The organism is Streptomyces sp. NPDC048337 (genome assembly GCF_043201175.1).
In the GTDB taxonomy this organism is placed as follows: Bacteria; Actinomycetota; Actinomycetes; order Streptomycetales; family Streptomycetaceae; genus Streptomyces.
This window is the reverse complement of record NZ_JBICYR010000012.1, coordinates 118,038-132,164: the sequence shown is the minus strand read 5'-3', so window position 1 is coordinate 132,164 and position 14,127 is coordinate 118,038. Positions and strand designations below refer to the sequence as shown.

16 protein-coding genes are annotated in these 14,127 nt (G+C 72.2%); 10 read left to right on the top strand and 6 right to left on the bottom strand.

What is annotated here, in order from left to right:
• Positions 1 to 71 precede the first annotated feature (71 nt).
• Positions 72 to 716, bottom strand: a complete 645-nt coding sequence (locus ACGFYU_RS20815; protein ID WP_393828764.1) for a TetR/AcrR family transcriptional regulator — start codon at positions 714 to 716, stop codon at positions 72 to 74.
• Between the two features lie 205 nt (positions 717 to 921).
• Between ACGFYU_RS20815 and ACGFYU_RS20810 the strand changes: the two genes are divergently transcribed.
• The gene (locus tag ACGFYU_RS20810; RefSeq protein WP_393828763.1) at positions 922 to 2,127 is read left to right on the top strand and encodes an NAD(P)/FAD-dependent oxidoreductase; all 1,206 of its coding nucleotides are present in this window, start codon (positions 922 to 924) and stop codon (positions 2,125 to 2,127) included.
• Positions 2,124 to 3,020: an RNA polymerase sigma-70 factor gene (locus tag ACGFYU_RS20805; protein ID WP_393828762.1), complete on the top strand. Its 897-nt coding sequence runs from the start codon at positions 2,124 to 2,126 to the stop codon at positions 3,018 to 3,020. The genes ACGFYU_RS20810 and ACGFYU_RS20805 overlap by 4 nt, the downstream gene beginning before the upstream one ends.
• Before the next feature lie 19 nt (positions 3,021 to 3,039).
• Here ACGFYU_RS20805 and ACGFYU_RS20800 read toward each other — a convergent pair whose 3' ends face one another.
• Complete coding sequence (locus ACGFYU_RS20800; protein WP_393828856.1) at positions 3,040 to 3,453, bottom strand: MarR family transcriptional regulator; 414 nt, start codon at positions 3,451 to 3,453, stop codon at positions 3,040 to 3,042.
• Between the two features lie 167 nt (positions 3,454 to 3,620).
• On the opposite strand from ACGFYU_RS20800, the gene ACGFYU_RS20795 reads away from it, so the two are divergent.
• Complete coding sequence (locus tag ACGFYU_RS20795; protein ID WP_393828761.1) at positions 3,621 to 4,454, top strand: alpha/beta fold hydrolase; 834 nt, start codon at positions 3,621 to 3,623, stop codon at positions 4,452 to 4,454.
• A 133-nt stretch (positions 4,455 to 4,587) separates the two neighbouring features.
• Here the strand turns inward: ACGFYU_RS20795 and ACGFYU_RS20790 are convergent, their stop codons facing one another.
• The 4 genes from ACGFYU_RS20790 to ACGFYU_RS20775 all read right to left on the bottom strand — a co-directional run bounded on the left by ACGFYU_RS20790 (position 4,588) and on the right by ACGFYU_RS20775 (position 7,572).
• Positions 4,588 to 4,974 (bottom strand): hypothetical protein, encoded by a 387-nt coding sequence (locus ACGFYU_RS20790; protein ID WP_393828760.1) that lies wholly within the window; start codon positions 4,972 to 4,974, stop codon positions 4,588 to 4,590.
• Positions 4,975 to 5,100: 126 nt separating this feature from the next.
• Positions 5,101 to 5,577 carry a phospholipase gene (locus ACGFYU_RS20785; RefSeq protein WP_393828759.1) on the bottom strand — a complete coding sequence of 159 codons (477 nt, stop codon included), beginning with the start codon at positions 5,575 to 5,577 and terminating at the stop codon, positions 5,101 to 5,103.
• Positions 5,578 to 5,688: 111 nt separating this feature from the next.
• Positions 5,689 to 5,955 carry an acyl-CoA carboxylase subunit epsilon gene (locus tag ACGFYU_RS20780; protein WP_393828758.1) on the bottom strand — a complete coding sequence of 89 codons (267 nt, stop codon included), beginning with the start codon at positions 5,953 to 5,955 and terminating at the stop codon, positions 5,689 to 5,691.
• Between the two features lie 9 nt (positions 5,956 to 5,964).
• Positions 5,965 to 7,572, bottom strand: a complete 1,608-nt coding sequence (locus ACGFYU_RS20775; RefSeq protein ID WP_393828757.1) for an acyl-CoA carboxylase subunit beta — start codon at positions 7,570 to 7,572, stop codon at positions 5,965 to 5,967.
• A gap of 288 nt (positions 7,573 to 7,860) precedes the next feature.
• On the opposite strand from ACGFYU_RS20775, the gene ACGFYU_RS20770 reads away from it, so the two are divergent.
• From ACGFYU_RS20770 to ACGFYU_RS20740, 7 genes are all read left to right on the top strand, one after another.
• Positions 7,861 to 8,061 carry a hypothetical protein gene (locus tag ACGFYU_RS20770; protein ID WP_393828756.1) on the top strand — a complete coding sequence of 67 codons (201 nt, stop codon included), beginning with the start codon at positions 7,861 to 7,863 and terminating at the stop codon, positions 8,059 to 8,061.
• 242 nt (positions 8,062 to 8,303) lie between these two features.
• A complete protein-coding gene (locus tag ACGFYU_RS20765) occupies positions 8,304 to 9,278 on the top strand; it encodes a LuxR C-terminal-related transcriptional regulator (protein WP_393828755.1) in 975 nt (324 codons plus the stop codon).
• 90 nt (positions 9,279 to 9,368) lie between these two features.
• Positions 9,369 to 9,632: an acyl carrier protein gene (locus ACGFYU_RS20760; protein ID WP_382645567.1), complete on the top strand. Its 264-nt coding sequence runs from the start codon at positions 9,369 to 9,371 to the stop codon at positions 9,630 to 9,632.
• 78 nt (positions 9,633 to 9,710) lie between these two features.
• Positions 9,711 to 11,000 (top strand): beta-ketoacyl-[acyl-carrier-protein] synthase family protein, encoded by a 1,290-nt coding sequence (locus tag ACGFYU_RS20755; protein ID WP_393828754.1) that lies wholly within the window; start codon positions 9,711 to 9,713, stop codon positions 10,998 to 11,000.
• Entirely contained in the window at positions 10,997 to 12,163 is a 1,167-nt protein-coding gene (locus ACGFYU_RS20750; RefSeq protein ID WP_393828753.1) for a beta-ketoacyl synthase N-terminal-like domain-containing protein, read from the top strand. Before ACGFYU_RS20755 ends, ACGFYU_RS20750 begins: the two co-directional genes overlap by 4 nt.
• Complete coding sequence (locus tag ACGFYU_RS20745) at positions 12,160 to 13,293, top strand: beta-ketoacyl synthase N-terminal-like domain-containing protein (RefSeq protein WP_393828752.1); 1,134 nt, start codon at positions 12,160 to 12,162, stop codon at positions 13,291 to 13,293. The genes ACGFYU_RS20750 and ACGFYU_RS20745 overlap by 4 nt, the downstream gene beginning before the upstream one ends.
• The gene (locus tag ACGFYU_RS20740) at positions 13,290 to 14,126 is read left to right on the top strand and encodes an alpha/beta fold hydrolase (RefSeq protein ID WP_393828751.1); all 837 of its coding nucleotides are present in this window, start codon (positions 13,290 to 13,292) and stop codon (positions 14,124 to 14,126) included. The genes ACGFYU_RS20745 and ACGFYU_RS20740 overlap by 4 nt, the downstream gene beginning before the upstream one ends.
• The last annotated feature ends 1 nt before the right edge of the window (position 14,127 follow it).

Here is a 14,127-nt window from a genome sequence, read left to right as displayed (position 1 = left end):
TCCCGCACCCCGTACCGCCCGAGGGCGGCGTACTCCGACACCGAGTCGGGTACGCCGCCCGTTTTCGTGTCTTAACGGGTGTCCGCTGCGTGTTCCCTGATCGCCGCCTCCACCAGGGCGCGGGCCGCCCAGGTGATGGCCTCCTCCTCGGCTTCCGGGCCGAGGCCGCGGACGTCGCGCAGGGCGATCTGGGCCTCCCAGCCGACCACGATGGTCAGCGCCGAGATCAGGCGCTGGTACGCCTCCTGGCCGAGGGTGTCGCGGAGCGGTTCGCAGGCCTGCTCCAGCCATTCGATCCGGCGGGGGCCCCGGCGCGGGCCGGTCGGCTCCTCGGTGCCGCTCGCCACCGGCGGGTCGACGGTCAGCCGGATCAGCCGGCGGCCCAGGGGGAGCGACTGCGGTGAGTACTTCAACAGCGTCCTTATGAGGGCGTCCACCCGGGCTGCCGGGTCGTCGGCGATCGAGGGGTCGTTCAACGCCTCCTCGACCGGGGGCTCGTTGAGCGCGCCGGCGGTGGCGTCGATCAGCAGGTGGTCGAGGCTCGGGAAGTACGCGTAGACCGTGCGTCGCGACACGTCGGCGGCGGCCGCGATCTCGTCTATGGACGGCGTCGCTCCGCCGGCGCTCAGCCGGACCGCCGCTTCGACGATCGCCTTGCGGGTGCGGCGGCGCTGCGCTTCGCGGCCGCCGCGGCGGACTGGATCGTCACTGGTCATCGTTGCCTGTCGCTCCCGGGTCGGTGAGTGGGACGGGGCTTGACGCCCCCTCAGGCAATAAGTATATCTTCATGCAGTCACTGCACAGCAGTGCAGTGACTGCACCGATGTGAGGACCTATGGCGCAGGTCACATGGCCGTACCTGTCACAAGGGCCGGGGCGTCGGTGTCTTGAGGCCGAACCCCTTGAAGCGGAGGAGACACCATGAACGAGAACACCGAAGTGGTCGTGATCGGCGGCGGGTACGCGGGCGTCATGGCGGCCAACCGCCTCACGCAGCGCGGCGATGTGACGGTGACGCTGATCAACCCGCGCCCGTCCTTCGTGCACCGGATCCGCCTGCACCAGCTGGTGGGCGGTACGGACGGTGCGGTCCACGACTACCGGGAGGTCCTGGCCGAGGGGGTCCGGCTGGTGGTCGACACCGTGACCCGGATCGACGCGGCCGGGCGCGGCGTGGAGCTGGCCTCGGGCGCCACGGTCGGCTACGACTACCTCGTCTACGCGGTCGGCAGCGGCAGCGCCGACCCGAACGTGCCCGGGGCGGCCGAGTTCGCCTACCCGATCGGCACCTTCGAGGAGGCGCAGCGGCTGCGGCCGGTCCTGGACGCCGCACCCGCGACGGCCGCGGTGACGGTGGTCGGCGCGGGTCCGACCGGCATCGAGACGGCGGCCGAGCTGGCGGAGCAGGGCCGCAGCGTGACCCTGGTGTGCGGCGGGGTGCTCGGCCCGTACCTGCACTCCCGGGGCCGCCGCTCGGTCGCCAAGCGCCTGGCCCGGCTCGGCGTGACCGTGCTCGACGGCCCCGACACGAAGGTGACGGCCGTGACCGCGGATGCCGTCCGGATCGGCGGCGGCCGCGAGTTGCCGAGCGCCGTGACCATCTGGACCGTCGGCTTCGGCGTGCCGGACCTGGCCGTGCGCAGCGGGCTGAGCACCGACGTGCTGGGCCGCCTGCTCACGGACGAGACGCTGACCAGCGTGGACGATGTACGCATCATCGCGGCCGGGGATTCGGCGGCGCCGTCGGACCTGCCGCTGCGGATGAGCTGCCAGGCCGCGATGCCGCTGGGCGCGCGGGCCGCCGACACGATCCTCAGCCGGATCGCCGGCGAACGGCCCGAGACCCTCAACCAGTCGTTCGCGGCCCAGTGCATCAGCCTGGGCCGCGCCGACGGCATCTTCCAGTTCGCCAAGCGGACCGACGTCGCGGTGTGGTTCAACGTCGACGGCCGTCTGGGCGCCAAGCTCAAGGAGGTCGTGTGCGTGGGCGTCATCAAGCACATGGCCGACGAGGCGCACAAGCCCGGCGGGTACCGCCTGCACCGCGCCGGGGGAGCCGACACGCGCCGACAGCAGCTGCAGGCCAAGAGCGGCCAGGCGCCGGCCCCCGCCGAGCGGGCCGTATGAGCGAGCACGCCCCCGACCCGGCGACCGGCGCGTTCGTCGCCCACCGCAACCTGCTCTTCACCGTCGCCTACGAGATGCTCGGATCGGCGGCCGACGCCGAGGACGTCCTCCAGGAGACGTGGCTGCGGTGGGTCCGCGTCGACCTGGACCAGGTGGGCGACCAGCGCGCCTACCTGGTCCGGATCACGACCCGTCAGGCCCTGAACCGGCTGCGCACCATGACGCGCCGCAAGGAGGCGTACGTGGGCCAGTGGCTGCCCGAGCCGCTGCTGACGGCGCCGGACGTGGCCGAGGACGTCGAGCTCGCCGAGAGCGTGTCGATGGCGATGATGCTCGTCCTGGAGACGCTGTCGCCGACCGAGCGCGCGGTCTTCGTGCTGCGAGAGGTCTTCGACGTCGGCTACGAGGAGATCGCGGCCGCCGTCGACAAGACCCCTGCCGCTGTCCGCCAGATCGCCCACCGCGCCCGCAAACACGTCGACGCCCGCCGCCCCCGCGAGGTGGTCTCCGCGAGCGAGACGCGGCTGGCACTGGAGTCGTTCCGGCGCGCGCTCGACGGCGGAGACCTGCAGGGCCTCCTCGACGTGCTCGCGCCGGAGGTCGTCCTGATGGGCGACGGCGGCGGCATCAAGCAGGCCGCGGTACGGCCGATCCTCGGTGCCGACAAGGTGGCCCGCTTCATGGTCGGCGGGCTGCGCAAGAACGAGACCCCCCTCACCGTCGCCCTCACCGTGGTCAACGGCAGCCCGGCACTCGTCGTACACCTGGACGGGGAGCTCGACGGGGTCATGGCGGTACGCGTCCAGGACGGCCGCATCACGGGCCTCTACTACGTCCGCAACCCCGAGAAGCTGACCCGCATCGAGTCGCAGACCCCGCTCACCCTGCGATGAACACGGTGCGCCGACCGAGTCAGCGGCCGTCGCGGACCAGGTGCCGGGCCAGTACCTCCAGGGCCTCTGCCACCTCGGGCAGGCGCTGTGCCTCCGCCTCGCCGAGGACCCGGGCAAGGGCCGCCTCCACCTTGGAGGAGCCGGCGGACCGTACGGCGGCCACGCGCGCGGAGACCTCGGGGGCCTGGCGGACCAGTGTGCGGCGGCGGTCGGCGGGGTCGGCGGCCGTCTCCACGGACCCGGCCTCCTTCAGGCGGGCCACGGCGCCCGAGACCTGACTCTGCGGCAGGCCCGTGCGCTGGGCGGTCTCGCCGACGGTGGTGTCCGGGTGCGCGGCGATGTCCCCCGCCACGATGACCACGGCGCGGGTGCTGCCGGCGTACTGGCCGGAGCCGCCCGGGGGTTCGGGCAGGGCCTCTTCGCCGAGCTTCATCAGGGCGCGGCCCAGCAGGAACAGTTCGATGCCATCCACCCGGTCACGGTACATCAGAGGAGATGTATCTCCAGAGATGCATCTCTCTTGATGTATCGATTTCGATGGATTAGGCTGGTCGCAGAGCAGCGGACGAAGGGTCCGCGCCGCCGTACGAAGGAGTCACCATGCCCGGCCTGACCGTTCCCGGCGCCACGCTGCACTACGAACTCCAGGGTTCCGGCCCGCTGTTGCTGATCGCGCAGAGCGGCGAGGGCGACGCGGACCGCACCGTGGACCTGCTCCCGCACCTCACCGACGCCTACACCGTCCTCACCTACGACCGGCGCGGCCTCTCGCGCAGCCGGGCGGCGGAGCCCGGGCGGACCACGACACTCGCCGAGCACGCCGAGGACGTGCACCACCTGCTCGCCGCCGTCACCGACGAACCGGTCCTGATGCTCGGTTGCAGCCTGGGCGCGGTCATAGGACTCCACCTGGCCGCCCGGCATCCGGAGCAGGTCGCCACGCTGGTCGCCCACGAGCCGGTCGCCCCGAGGCTGCTGCCCGCGGCCGCCCGAGCCCACCACGAGGCGGAGCTCGCCGGTCTCCAGGACACCTACCGCACGGGCGGACTCGGCGCCGTCTTCTCGGAGATGGCCCGGGTGCTCGGCATAGACCTCTCCCGGAAGGACGTCGAGCCGGGACTGACCCCCCAGCCCCTCGACGACCGGCGGCGGGCCAACTTCGACTACTTCATCGCGCACGACTTCTCGGCGATCATCCAGGACACCCTCGACCCGGCCGCGCTTGCCCAGACCACGACGCGGATCATCCCGGCCCTGGGCGAGACCACACCGGCGACCGTCTTCGACCGCCAGTGCGCGCTCGCACTGGCGGACCTGCTGGACACCCGGATACGGACGTTCCCGGGCGGGCACAACGGCAACACCACTCACCCGCAGGCCTACGCGGCCGCCCTGCGGGCGGTGCCGGCCGATGCGGCCGCGGAAATCGCTTAGGGAGCCGGGGGCGGCGTGAGTACGTTGGCGCGCATGGATCTGACCCTGCTGGGCGGCGCGATCTGCCTGGCCGGCGTCGCCGTCTCCCGCAGACGGCCCGAACGCGTCGCCGCCTGACGGGGCCGACGACGCGTCAGAAACCGGGGCCCCGGCCGATGCGCGCGATCTCCTCGTCCACGGCGGCCAGTTCCTCCCGGCGCTCCATGAGCTCGAGCTGCTCGCGGTAGCCGGTCAGCGCGGCGGCGAGCAGGGGGGCCCGTTCGGGCTCCAGTCCGCACAGGCGGCGCGCGGCGGCGACGGACTCGGCCCGCAGGGCCAGGGCTATGGCGGGCTCGTGGGTGAACTCCTTGCTGTAGTCGTACAGCGCCTTCGGCAGCATGGGCAGGTATGCGAGCGGGCTCACCTGGACGAGGACGCGGTAGGCGGCGACCCGCTGCTGGACCGGCAGCCTCCCCGATCCGAGGAGGGCCACCCGGGCTCGGAGTACCGCGTCGTGATTGATGTGCGCCGTGTGATTCATGACGGTGATTCTGAAAGCCGCACAGGTACCCAAACAAGGGCATTCGCCTGTGCCCTTCGTCCTACGAAAACGCCCTCTGACCTGTCATGATGGGTACGTCTTCACTCCTGTGCCCCGCGCCGGGGGTCAGGCCGAGGCGCCGCTGTCCACCGCGGCGGTGTTCCCGAAGGCCTTCACGGCCTGGTAGTAGGTCCACGCGGTCGAATCGCACGAGGTCTTCTTCAGACCCGAGTAGGCGGAGCAGACCCGCTTGAGGTCCGAGTAGAAGGCGTCGTCGAGACGCGGCTTGTTCGCGCTGAAGGTGCCGGTCGCCTTGTAGTTGCGGTAGCCGAAGTCGTGCCGGGCACAGGCCGTCTGGAACGGGAAGCCGAACGGGTTGTCCGGAGAGGTCGTGCAGTAGTCCGTCGACCAGTCGAAGCCGTACGCCGACCAGTTGCCCTGGTTCGCGCGCGCCGACGCCCAGGCGTTGTAGCTGGCCGCACTGGTCTGCGTCCAACTGCTCAGCACCTGCGGCTTGTCGGCCGGGGCGGCCGCGGCCGGGGTGGCTATGGCGACGATCGCGGCGGCGGAAGCGGCGATGACGGTGGCGAGACGACGGCGCATCAGAGTCCTCCAACGAGAGGGGCGCCGGGATCTTCCCGGCGCCGACGTGCCTCAGAGTGGGAGGGGGAGATATCGCGGATCTCCGCCGCGCCTATACGGGACCTCTCGCGGTCAGCGCCCGAGGCCGTCCGGTGCGTGCCAGGAGGCGGCCGAGTGGAAGGCCGGCCGGCTCCACGGGGCCCGCGCCGGAGCCGGGGCCGGCTCCGCGGGCGCGGCTTTGGCCTCGCGCAGCCGGGACAGCAGGACGGCGGTGAGCGCCGCCAGCTCCGCCGGGTCCGGGGTACCCCGCAGGACGGAGATCAGCGGCTCGGTCGAGTTGACCGCCGGGTCGGGCGCGGGAGCCGGCTTGGCCGGGGGCGGGGACGTCAGTGTCTTCAAGGGAGCCTCCTAGGTGGGGGAGTTGCCGTGCTTCCGGGACGGCAGCGACGTCTGCTTGCTGCGCAGCATCGACAGCGACCGGATCAGCACGGCCCGGGTCTCGGCCGGGTCGATCACGTCGTCGACCAGGCCGCGCTCGGCGGCGTAGTACGGATGCATCAGCTGCTCGCGGTACTCCTCGATCAGCCGCTGCCGGGTCGCCTCCGGGTCGTCCGCCGCCGCGATCTCCCGGCGGAACACCACATTGGCCGCGCCCTCCGCGCCCATCACGGCGATCTCGTTGGTCGGCCAGGCGAACGACAGGTCGGCGCCGATGGAACGGGAGTCCATGACGATGTACGCGCCGCCGTACGCCTTGCGCAGGATCAGCTGGACCCGCGGGACGGTCGCGTCGCAGTACGCGTACAGCAGCTTCGCGCCGTGCCGGATGATCCCGCCGTGCTCCTGGTCGGCGCCCGGCAGGAAGCCCGGCACGTCCAGCAGCGTCACCAGCGGAATGCTGAAGGCGTCGCAGGTCCGTACGAACCGGGCCGCCTTCTCCGAGGCGTTGATGTCGAGTACGCCCGCGAGGTGCGCGGGCTGGTTGGCGACGATGCCGACCGTGTGCCCGTCGAGCCTGGCCAGCGCGCACACCACGTTCTGCGCCCACTGGGCGTGGATCTCCGTCCAGTCCCCGTCGTCCACGATCTCCGCGATGACGTCGCGGATGTCGTACGACCGGGCCGGGTCGGCGGGTACGAGGTCGGCGAGGGATTCCGTACGCCGGTTCGCGGGGTCGTTCGTCCATTCGCGGGGCGGCAGCTCCCGGTTGTTGGCCGGGAGCAGCGACAGCAGATGCCGTACCTCCAGGAGGCAGGACTCCTCGTCGTCGTGGACGAAAGCTGCCACGCCCGTCGTGCCGCCGTGCACGTCCGCCCCGCCCAGCCCGTCCTGGCTGATCTCCTCGCCCGTCACCGCCCGCACCACGTCCGGTCCGGTGATGAACATCTGGGAGATCCCGCGCACCATGAAGACGAAGTCGGTGAGCGCCGGCGAGTACGCCGCCCCGCCCGCGCACGGGCCGAGCATGACGCTGATCTGCGGAACCACCCCGGACATGCGGACGTTGCGGCGGAAGATGCCGCCGTACCCGGCCAGCGCGGTGACCCCCTCCTGGATGCGGGCGCCCGCGCCGTCGCACAGGGCCACCAGCGGGGCGCCGGCCGCCTCGGCCAGGTCCATCACCTTGTGGATCTTCTCGGCGTGGGCCTCCCCGAGCGCCCCGCCGAAGATCCGGAAGTCATGGGCGTAGGCGAACACCGTCCGCCCCTCCACGGTGCCCCAGCCGGTCACCACCCCGTCGGTGTAGGGGCGCTTGTGCTCCAGCCCGAAACCCGTCGCCCGGTGCACCCGCAGGGGCTCCACCTCGCAGAACGAGTCCTTGTCGAAGAGCAGGTCCAGCCGCTCGCGCGCGGTGAGTTTGCCGCGGGCATGTTGCCGCTCGGTCGCCGACGGGTCCGTACCGTCCGCCGCCCGCCGGTGCCGGTCCCGCAGCTCGGCGGTCCGCGTGGCAAGGTCCGGCCTCGGGGGCGGCTCGAGGACCGGTGGAGCGGCGGTCGAGGCGTCGATGACGGTCATGCGGCTGCTCCCAGAGTCCGGAGGGGGATGCACGTCATCGGCCAGTAGTAGGCCCGCGACCTCTACTTCTTCTACGCGCGGGGTCTCCCCCGGACCAAGCGGAACGAATTCCACCGGTGACAGTCTTCTGCCAGGGCAAGAGCCTGACAATCCATTCCCCTGGTGAGCTCGGGACCGGCGCGGCAAGAATCCTGTCAGCGGAACGGAAGGCGGAAACAGCCTCCGGACTTAGCTCACCGATTAACGCTTGATATCGAAGTCGAATGGCAGTTTTGGGGGAGCAGAGAAATGACGGCCAATTTGTTCAAGGCGACCTTCGTGGCGGTTGCCGCGGTGCTCGCGCTGGGTGGATCACCGGTGCTCGGTGCGGTCCTGGCGGGCGAAGCCGGCGGTGTCGGCACGCCGCCGGACCCGACGTGGGACTCCGTTGTCGCCGCACCGTTCGAGGACCCCACTTGGGACCTTCCGCCGCGGCCGGGTCAGGCCTGACGAATTTCGGTTACAGCCGGTAATAACGGAACGCCCCTCGCCGAGTGTGCGCTCGATGAAGGGAGTTCCGTTATTACCGGCCGGTTCATGTTACGCTCGCCGCGCCGTAGGGCTTTGATGATCAGGCATGGTTAATCGGCGGGCCGGGGGGACGTGTGCTTGAACCGATCGGAATGAGTGCTGAGGCCACCGAGTTGTACCGTACGTTGCTGCTGAACTCCTGCGGCACGGTAGAGGATCTGGTGGACCACTTACACTGGCCGATCGCCAAGGTGCGGGCCGCCCTGGACGAATGCGTCCGGCTCAGCCTCATCAGACCCTCCTGGGAGACCCCCGGCCGGCTGCGCGCCATCAGCCCCGACCTCGGACTCCAGGCCCTGCTCGCCCAGCACGAGGCCGATCTCCTGTCGCGGCAGCGGCAAATGGCCGAGACCCGGGTGGAAGTCGCCCGCCTCATAGAGGAATTCACCGTCTCCCGGCAGCAGCGCCGGCACAGCGAGGTCGAACGGATCGAGGGGATCGACCGGATCCGCGACCGCATCGAGGAAATCTCGATGGCCTGCCGCAAGAGCCTGCTCACCTTCGCCCCGGGCGGCGGCCAGTCCCAGGCCGCCCGCCAGTCCAGCCGCCCGCTCGGCGCGAGCCTCATCGAGCGCGGCGTGTCCATGCGCACCGTCTACCTCGACAGCATTTACAACGACCCGCCGTCGGTGGAGCACGCCCGCTGGCTCGTGGAGCAGGGCAACGAGGTCCGTACCGTCGCCTCCTTACCCACCCGGATGATCATCTTCGACGGCGAGGTGGTCATCCTGCCCATGGACCCGGAGGATTCGGGGGCCGGCGCCCTCCTCTTCCGCGGTCCCGGCATCCTCTCCAGCCTCGGCGAGCTCTTCCAGCTCGTGTGGGAGAAGGCCGTCCCCATCAGCACGGGCCCGCGCCGGCGCGCCAGCAGCGCCGACTCCGAGGAGCTCAGCAGCCAGGAGCGGGCCGTCCTGCGGCTGCTCGGCGAGGGCCTCACCGACGAGGTCGTCGCCCGCAAGCTCGGCGTGTCCGTGCGCACCGGCCGGCGCATCACCGCCGAACTCATGGGCCGCCTCGGCGCCAAGAGCCGCTTCCAGGCGGGCATGAGCGCCGCCAAACTCGGCTGGCTCGACGAGCCCGGACCCTCCTCGGACGGCGAAGGCGACAGCGGGGACCTGCGGGAGATCCTCGTATAGAGAAGCGATAGTACCGACGCTCAGGATCGCTCCAGCGAACGGATCGGGAGTCGAACGGCTCCGTCCGAACACCTTCCGAGGGAGCCGAGAATGAGCAACGTCGTGAGCGAGCTGGCCGCCGAGCGCAAGCAGGAGATCAAGGAGATCGTCTGCGACATCCTCGAGATCGACGAGGACGAGGTCACCGAGGTCAGCCTGTTCAAGGAGGACCACGACGCGGACTCGCTCCGCGCGATCGAGATCCTCGCCGCCCTCGAGCGGACCCAGCACGTCACCATCGACCAGGCCGAGCTGGCCCGCATGGTCAACCTCGTCGGCGTCTACGCCGTCGTCTCCGAGGCCCTCGCCGCCTGATCAGGCACCGCGACCACCGCGTGCAGCGGACGGCGGTGCCGGCCCCGGCGCCGCCCCGAGAGAGCCAGAGGGTGAGCCATGAGCACAGTTCAGCCAAGTCCGGGCGTCGCCCCGCGCCGGGTGGTCGTCACCGGGCTCGGCGTGGTGACCAGCATCGGGATCGGCATCGAGGCGTTCGCCGCAGGCCTGCGGGAAGGGCGCGGCGGAGTCAAGCCGATCACCGCCTTCGACACCGAGGGCTTCGCTTACGCGAACGCCTGCGAGGTCGTCGACTTCGATCCGGCGCAGTGGATCCACCGCGTCGCCCCCGAGGACCTCGGCCGGGCCAGCCAGTTCTCGGTGGCCGCCGCGCGGATGGCCGTGGCGGACGCGGGCCTGACCGTCGAGGACGTCCGGGCCCGCCGGTCCCTCGTCTCCGTCGGCACCACCGACGGCGAGTCGAGGGACCTCGACCAGCTCGTCGAGGGCAGCCTCGGCAGCGGCCCCGACGGCTACGACCCGGTGGTCGCCGCGCGCATCCCCGCGGGCCGGCTCTCCTCCGGCATCGTCCGCGAGTTCGCCCTGGAGGACGTCGAGGCCGTCTCCATACCCACCGCCTGCGCGGCCGGCAACTACGCGGTCGGCTACGGGTACGACGCCCTGCGCAGCGGGGACGTGGACATCGCCCTGGTCGGCGGCGCCGACGCGCTGTGCCGCAAGACCTTCACCGGCTTCTACCGGCTCGGCACCATCGCCCCCGAGGTCTGCCAGCCGTTCGACAAGGACCGCAAGGGCATCCTCACCGGCGAGGGCTCCGGCATCCTCGTCCTGGAGAGCCTGGAGTCGGCGCTCGCCCGCGGCGCCCGCATCTACGCCGAGGTGCTCGGCTACGGCCTGGCCTGCGACGCGCTGCACCCCGTCGCCCCGGACCGCGACAGCATCGCCCGAACCATCGCGATCGCCCACCGCAACGCGGGCGTGAGCCCCGACCAGATCGACTTCGTCTCCGCGCACGGCACGGGCACCAACGCCAACGACATCACCGAGGCCGGCGCCATCCGGCAGGTCTTCGGCGCCGAGGCGATGCCCCGCACCGTGTCCATCAAGTCGATGATCGGCCACAGCATGGGCGCGGCGAGCGCCGTCGCCCTCGCCGCCTGCTCGATCGCGCTCACCGAGGGCTTCATCCCGCCGACGATCAACCACGTCGAGACGGACCCCGAGTGCGGCGTGGACTGCGTGCCCAACCACGCGGTCGAGGCCGACCTCGACATCGTCCAGAACAACGCCCTCGCCTTCGGCGGCAACAACGCCGTCGTGATCCTCGCGAAGTACCGCCCCGAGCGCCGCGTCGGCGGCGTCCGCACCGGGGAGCTGATCGCCGTATGAGCTGGATCGTCACCGGAATGGGCGCCGTCGCCAGCATCGGCGGCTCCGTGGAGGAGATCTACGACTCCCTCGTCGCCGGCCGCAGCGGCCTCGCCCCGCTGCGCGGCTACGACCCCACCCGGTTCCGCGCCCAGGTCGCCTACGAGATAGACGACCGGCCGGCCCCCGGCGTGGACGAGCCCCTGCGCGCCACCCGCTGGCTGGAGCAGGCGGTCGCCGCCGCGGTCGCCGACGCCGGTCTCGGCGAGGACCTCGCGGGGATCCCCGTGCTGGTCGGCACCACCCTGCGCGAACTGCGCTCGGTCGAGCTGTCCTGGCGCGACGGGGCCCCCTTCGATCCCCGCGACCTGCACTTCGGCACGATGCTGCGGGAGCGCTTCAACGCCGCCGACACGCACACCGTCGCCAACGCCTGCTCCGCTTCGCTGTACGCCCTCGGGCTGGGCGCCGACCTGCTCGACCTCGGCGCCGCCGACACCGTGGTGGTGGCGGGCGTGGACACCATCTCGGAGTCCACCTACGGGCTGCTCGACCGCTGCTACCCCGAAGCGCCCGACCGGGTCCGCCCGTTCGACAAGGACCGGCGCGGCATGCTCCAGGGCGAGGGCGCGGTGGCCGTCGTCCTGCGCCGCGAGGCCGACGGGCCCGGACCCGCCGGGCGCGCCCACGTCCGGGTGCGTTCCGTCGCCGTCAACTGCGACGCCCACCACCCCTCCGCGCCGGAGGCCAAGAACATCGCCTCCGCCGTACGCGACGCCCACCGCCGGGCCGGGGTCGCCCCCGCCGACATCGACCTGCTGATGCTGCACGGCACGGGCACCCCGCTCAACGACGAGGCCGAACTGGACGCGCTGGGCTCGGTGTTCGCGGGCGTCAGCCCCTCCCCGTACATGACCGCCATCAAGTGCATGACCGGCCACACCGCCGGCGCCTCCGGGCTGCACAGCCTGGTCGCGGCCGTGGACGTCATGCGCCGCGGCGGCGTCCCGCCGATCCTCGGGCTCGACCACCCGGTCGACTCGGTGGGCGACTTCCGGATGATCCGCGGCACCGCCGCGCTGCGCCCGGACGAGCCGCTGCGGCTGGCCCAGATCAACTCGTTCGGCTTCGGCGGACTCAATGCCGTCGCCGTCGTCGAGAGCCTCGAAGGAGGTCGGCCGTGAGCGGCACCGACACCGTACGGACGGGGACGGTCGTCACCGGGCTCGGCATCGCCCTGGACGGCCCCGCCACCCCCGCCGACCTGCTCGCGCCACGGCCTGTCGGCGGGGGCTCCGATCCGGTCGCCCGGCTCAAGGGCCGCGGCCTGCGCTACAAGGACCGCGCGACCAAGCTCGGCATGGTGGCGGCCCGCGAGGCCCTCGCCGAGGCCGCGCTGATCGCCGCCGACGGTTCCCCCACGGTGCCCGGCGCCTCCGTCGGCTGCGTGGTCAGCACCAACTACGGCAACGTGGACACGGTCTGCGAGACGGTCGCCACGATCGCCCGCGACACCTACGTCGCCACCAGTCCGATGATGCTGCCCGCCACCTCCAGCAACGTCGTCGCCTCCTGGATCGCCATCACCCACGGGCTGCGCGGCGCCAACCTGACCCTGTGCAACGGACCGACCTCCGGACTGGACGCCGTCCACTGGGCCCGGCTGCTCATCGCCGCCGGCCGGGTGGAGCGGGCGCTGGTCGTGGGCGTCGAGCCGGACAACCCCGCGGTGCGCCACCTGCTCCCCGAGCAGAGCGTGTTCTTCGACGGGGCCGCCGCCCTGGTACTGGAGTCCGCGGCCTCCGCCGAGGCGCGCGGGGTGCGCCCGCTCGCCGAGATCGGCCCGTACGCGCGGCGCGCCACGCACGCCGCGGCCGTGGCCGGCGTACGGGAGCGGGACCCGAGGGAGATCGGGCTGTGGTGCGTACCGCAGCACCCCGAGGGCATCAAGGCACCCGCGCCGGCGCTCGGCAACGGTGTCGGGGGAGCCCCCGTGCACGACCTGTCGGACCTGCTCGGACCGTCCTCCGGGGCGCTGGGCGTGCTCCAGGCGGTGGCCGCCACCGCGTGGCTGTCGGGGGCCGGAGCCGGAGCGCGCGTCGTGCTCGCCACGGCCGGTACCGGGGACGCGGGCGGGGACGACGCGGCGGCCGCGCTGGTGGTCGCGCCGGTGGCAGCCAAGCGAGGAAACGTTCCTTCCGAGGCTGCCCAAGCCGCCGAGGCCGCCGAGGCCGCCGAGGTCTCCGAGGTCGCCGGGACCGCCGGGGCCGCCGGGACTGCCGAGACCGCCGAGGCCGCCGGGACCGTGCGATGACAGCGACCACCGGGGTCCGGCTGCGCCGGGCCGCCGCAGGGGACCCGGCACCCCTGCGGGTGCTCACCCTGCACGGCCTGGCCGGCACCACCGAGGTCTGGCGCCGGTTCAACGCCCTCGCCCACCCCTCCCTGGAGATCTGGGAGGCCGAACTGCCCTGGGCGGCCTCCGCCGTCGGCACGCACGGTTGGAGCCACCACCCCGACCCGGTGCCCTGGGTCCGCGAGGCCCTCGCGGAGGTGCCCGGCGGACCCGACGTCGTCATCGCCCACTCCTTCGCGGCCAACGCCACGCTGGAACTGCTCGCCGCCGCCGAGCCCGGCACCGGCCCGGACAAGGCCGTCCTGGTCGCGCCCTTCCACCGCCGGGACCCCGCCGACTTCGACTTCGAGACGGCCCAGTACTACCTCAACGGCTTCCACCGGATCCTCGACGAGGGCCTGCGGATCAGCTCCGACGGCCGGCTGCCCGAGGACCTGCGCGAGCTGATGGCCCTGCGCATGCGCGAGCGCATCGGCCCGTACGGCTGGATGCGGTTCTTCGACTCCTACCTGCGCAGCCCCTTCGTGGACACCTCGGCCCTCGCCCGGCCCGTCCTCGTGATCGCCGGGGAGCACGACTTCGCGGCGCCGCCCGGCGACGCCCGCGGCCTCGCCGGGGCCCTGCCCGACGCCGAGGTCCACGTCTTCGGGGACAGCGGCCACTTCCCGATGGCCGAGCAGCCCGAGCTCTTCGCCGCCGCCGTCAACGCCTTCATCACCGGCGAGCCGGCCCCCGGACGCCATCCCGCCCTCGCCCTTGCCCAGACCCCATCCCGCCCGCACCGGAGCTGAC